Annotated in this window: 1 protein-coding gene; it reads left to right on the top strand. The window is 75.2% G+C overall.

Annotated features, from left to right (window positions below; all coding sequences use genetic code 11):
* Positions 1-3,739, top strand: a 3,739-nt coding sequence (locus PUR61_RS01535; RefSeq protein ID WP_329874811.1) for a type I polyketide synthase, incomplete at both ends; no start/stop codon positions are given.

Below are 3,739 nucleotides of genomic sequence, written 5' to 3'. Positions count from 1 at the left end.
GTACAACGACTACTCGATGGTGCTGGGGGCCTCGGACGACAGTGCCGAGGGCTTCATGGGCACCGGCGGGAGCATCGCGTCGGGCCGGGTGTCGTACACCTTCGGTCTGGAGGGTCCGGCGGTCACGGTCGACACGGCGTGTTCGTCCTCGTTGGTCGCTCTGCACCTGGCGGTGCAGGCGCTGCGCAGCGGGGAGTGTGACGCGGCGCTGGCCGGCGGCGTGACCGTCATGGGTACCCCGAACACCTTCGTCGGGTTCTCGCGGCAGCGCGGTCTCGCGGCCGACGGCCGGTGCAAGTCGTTCGCGGACGGCGCCGACGGCACCGGCTGGGGCGAGGGTGTCGGCATGCTGCTCGTGGAGCGGCTGGCCGATGCCGAGCGCCTGGGCCACCCCGTCCTGGCGGTGGTGCGGGGCAGTGCGGTGAACCAGGACGGTGCGTCGAACGGTCTGACCGCGCCCAACGGCCCGTCGCAGCAGCGGGTGATCCGTCAGGCGCTGGCCAACGCACGGCTCGACGCCGGCGACGTCGACGTGGTGGAGGCGCACGGGACGGGCACGCCGCTGGGCGACCCGATCGAGGCCCAGGCCCTCCTGGCGACGTACGGGCGCGACCGCTCCGGCGAGCCGCTGTGGCTGGGTTCGGTGAAGTCGAACCTCGGGCACACGCAGGCGGCGGCCGGTGTCGCGGGCATCATCAAGATGGTGCAGTCGATGAGGCACGGCGTGCTGCCCGGCACGCTGCACGTGGACGAGCCGTCGTCCCAGGTCGACTGGTCGGCCGGTGCGGTCGAGCTGCTGACCGAGGCCCGCGAGTGGCCCGCGACCGACCGGCCGCGCCGGGCCGGGGTATCCTCGTTCGGCATCAGCGGCACCAACGCCCACGTCATCCTCGAAGGCGTGCCGCTCACCGAACCGGCCACCGGGTCGGACGAGTTGCCGCTGCGTGCACGGCCGGCGGCCCCCGTCGTCCTCACCGCCGCCGACGAGGCCGGGCTGCGTGCCCAGGCCGAACAGCTCTACGGACTGGACGCACCGGTCACGGGCCTGGCCCGGGCGCTGACCCGGCGCGCGGCGCTGCGGCACCGCGCGGTCGTCGTGGCCGCCGACCAGGCTGCACTGGACGAGGGCCTGGCGGCGGTGGCCGCCGGATCCCACCCGCTGACCGGGGTCGCCGGGCACGGCCGGCTGGCGGTGGTGTTCACCGGTCAGGGGTCGCAGCGGGTCGGCATGGGTCGCGAGTTGTCCGAGGCGTTCCCGGTGTTCGCCGCGTCCTTCGACGAGGTGTGCGCCGCGCTCGGCCTCCCGCTGCACGAGGTCCTGGAGGACCGGGAGCGGCTGGACCTGACCGGCTGGGCGCAGCCCGCGATCTTCGCGGTGGAGGTGGCGCTGTTGGCGCTGGTCCGCTCGTGGGGTGTCACGCCGGATGTCGTGGCGGGTCACTCGGTCGGTGAGATCACGGCCGCGTACGCCGCCGGGGTCCTCACGCTGAAGGATGCGGCGAAGCTGGTGGTGGCGCGGGGCCGGTTGATGCAGGCGCTGCCCCCGGGCGGCGCGATGCTGGCGGTCGGGGCGTCGGAGGGCGAGGTGCGGGAGGCGTTCCCGGACATCGACCTGGCGGCGGTCAACGGGCCGGACGCGGTGGTCGTCTCCGGTGCCGAGGACGACATCGTGGCGATCGCCGAGCTGGTGGCCGAGCGGGGCTGGAAGACGTCCCGCCTGCGGACCAGCCACGCGTTCCACTCCCGGCTGATGGAGCCGATGCTGGCGGAGTTCCGCACGGTCGTGGAGACGGTCGGCCTCGTCGACCCGGCGGTCCCCGCCGTCTCGACGGTGACCGGCACTCCGGTGACGCCCGGTCAGTGGTCGGACCCCGAGTACTGGGTCGACCAGGTCCGCCGCCCGGTCCGCTTCGCCGACGCGGCCGTGGCCCTGGGCGCGGACCGGATCCTGGAACTCGGCCCGGACAGCGTGCTCGCCGTCCTGGCGGGCGTGCTCTGCCCGGAGGCCGTGGCGGTGGCCGGACTGCGCAGGGACCGGGACGAGCCCGCCGTGCTGCTGACGGCGCTGGCCGAGCTGTACGTACGGGGCCAGCGGGTCGACTGGCCCGCCGTGTTCGACGGCACCGGCGCCCCCCGGGTCGAGCTGCCCACCTACCCCTTCCAGCGCCGGCGCTACTGGCCCCGGCCGCGGACCGGCGCGAGCCGCGACGCGATCGGCCTCGGGCTGGCCGAGACCGGCCACCCGCTGCTCGGAGCGGCCGTCGAGGCCCCCGACGCGGCGACGACGCTGCTCACCGGCCTGCTGTCGTTGCGCACCCACCCGTGGCTGGCCGACCACGTCGTGCAGGGCAGTCCGCTGGTACCGGGGACCGCGCTGGCCGAGATGGCCCGCGCGGCCGGCGAGCGAGCCGGTGCCCCGGTCGTGGAGGAACTGCTGCTGCAGGCTCCGCTGCCGCTGCCCGAGCGCGGTGGTGTCCAGCTCCGCGCCACCGTCGCCGCGCCCGACGCCGACGGCCGGCGCGCGCTGTCGGTGCACGCCCGCGCCGAGGACGACGACCCCTGGACGACGCACGCCACGGGCGTGCTGGCCGCCGCGGACGAGCGGTCGCCCGCCGAGGTGGACCTGGTCTCCTGGCCGCCGACCGGCGCCGACCCGCTGGACCTCTCCGGTTTCTACCCGGAGACAGCGGCCGGCGGGCTCGCCTACGGCCCCGCGTTCCAGGGTCTGAAGGGCGTCTGGAAGCGCGGCGAGGAGGTGTTCGCCGAGGTCGAGCTCGATCACGCGACCGCCGGGTACGCGCTGCACCCGGCGCTGTTCGACGCGGTACTGCACGCGATCGCCGCCGGCGGCCTGTTCACCGACGGCGACGTCCGGCTCCCGTTCGCCGTCACCGGCTTCCGGTCCTTCGGGCCGGCCGGTACGCGGCTTCGGGCGCACCTGACCCTGGCCGGAGGCGCCGACACCGTACGGCTGCTGCTCGCCGACGCGTCCGGCACACCGGTCGCCGAGGTCGACGGCCTGGTGCTGCGCCCGGTCTCGTCCGTCCGCCCGGGAGCGGCGGCGGCCGAGCGTCTGCTCTACGCCGTGGACTGGGCCCCGCAGGAGGTGGCGGCCGAGGTGCCGGGTGCGGTGATGCGTCTCGGTGACGCGCTGCCGGTGCCGGTGCCGGTGCTGTTGGTGGATGCGACGGCGGCGGGTGCGGCCCGGGAGCGGGCTGCCGCGCTGTTGGCGCTGCTTCAGGCGTGGCTGGCCGACGCGGCGTGGTCCGAATCGCGCCTGGTGGTGCGGACGTTCGGTGCGGAAGGCGCGGAGATCGCCGACGCGGACGGTGCCGCGTTGTGGGGTCTGGTGCGGTCGGCGCAGGCCGAGCACCCGGACCGGCTCCACCTGGTGGACGCGTCCGAGGACGTGTTCTATCCGCTGCCGCAGGCGCTGGTGCGCGAGGGCGTGGTGTCCGCGCCGCGTCTGGTGCGCCTGTCGGGTTCCGCGTCCGCTCCGGTGGAGTTCGGTGACGGCACGGTCGTCGTGACCGGTGCGACCGGCACGCTCGGTGGTCTGGTGGCCCGGCATCTGGTCGAGGCGCACGGGGTTCGTGATCTGCTGTTGCTGTCCCGTTCCGGTGGGGATGCCGGGCTGGTCGAGGAGCTCGCTTCGGCGAAGGTGCGGGCGGTGGCCTGTGACGTGGCGGACGCGGAAGCGGTCGCCGCAGCGCTGCGGGACGAGCCGGTGACGGCGGTG

This window comes from Streptomyces sp. BE20 (genome assembly GCF_036322525.1).
Classification (GTDB): Bacteria; Actinomycetota; Actinomycetes; order Streptomycetales; family Streptomycetaceae; genus Kitasatospora.
The sequence above is the reverse complement of the archived record's forward strand: the minus strand, read 5'-3'. Positions and strand labels throughout refer to the sequence as shown.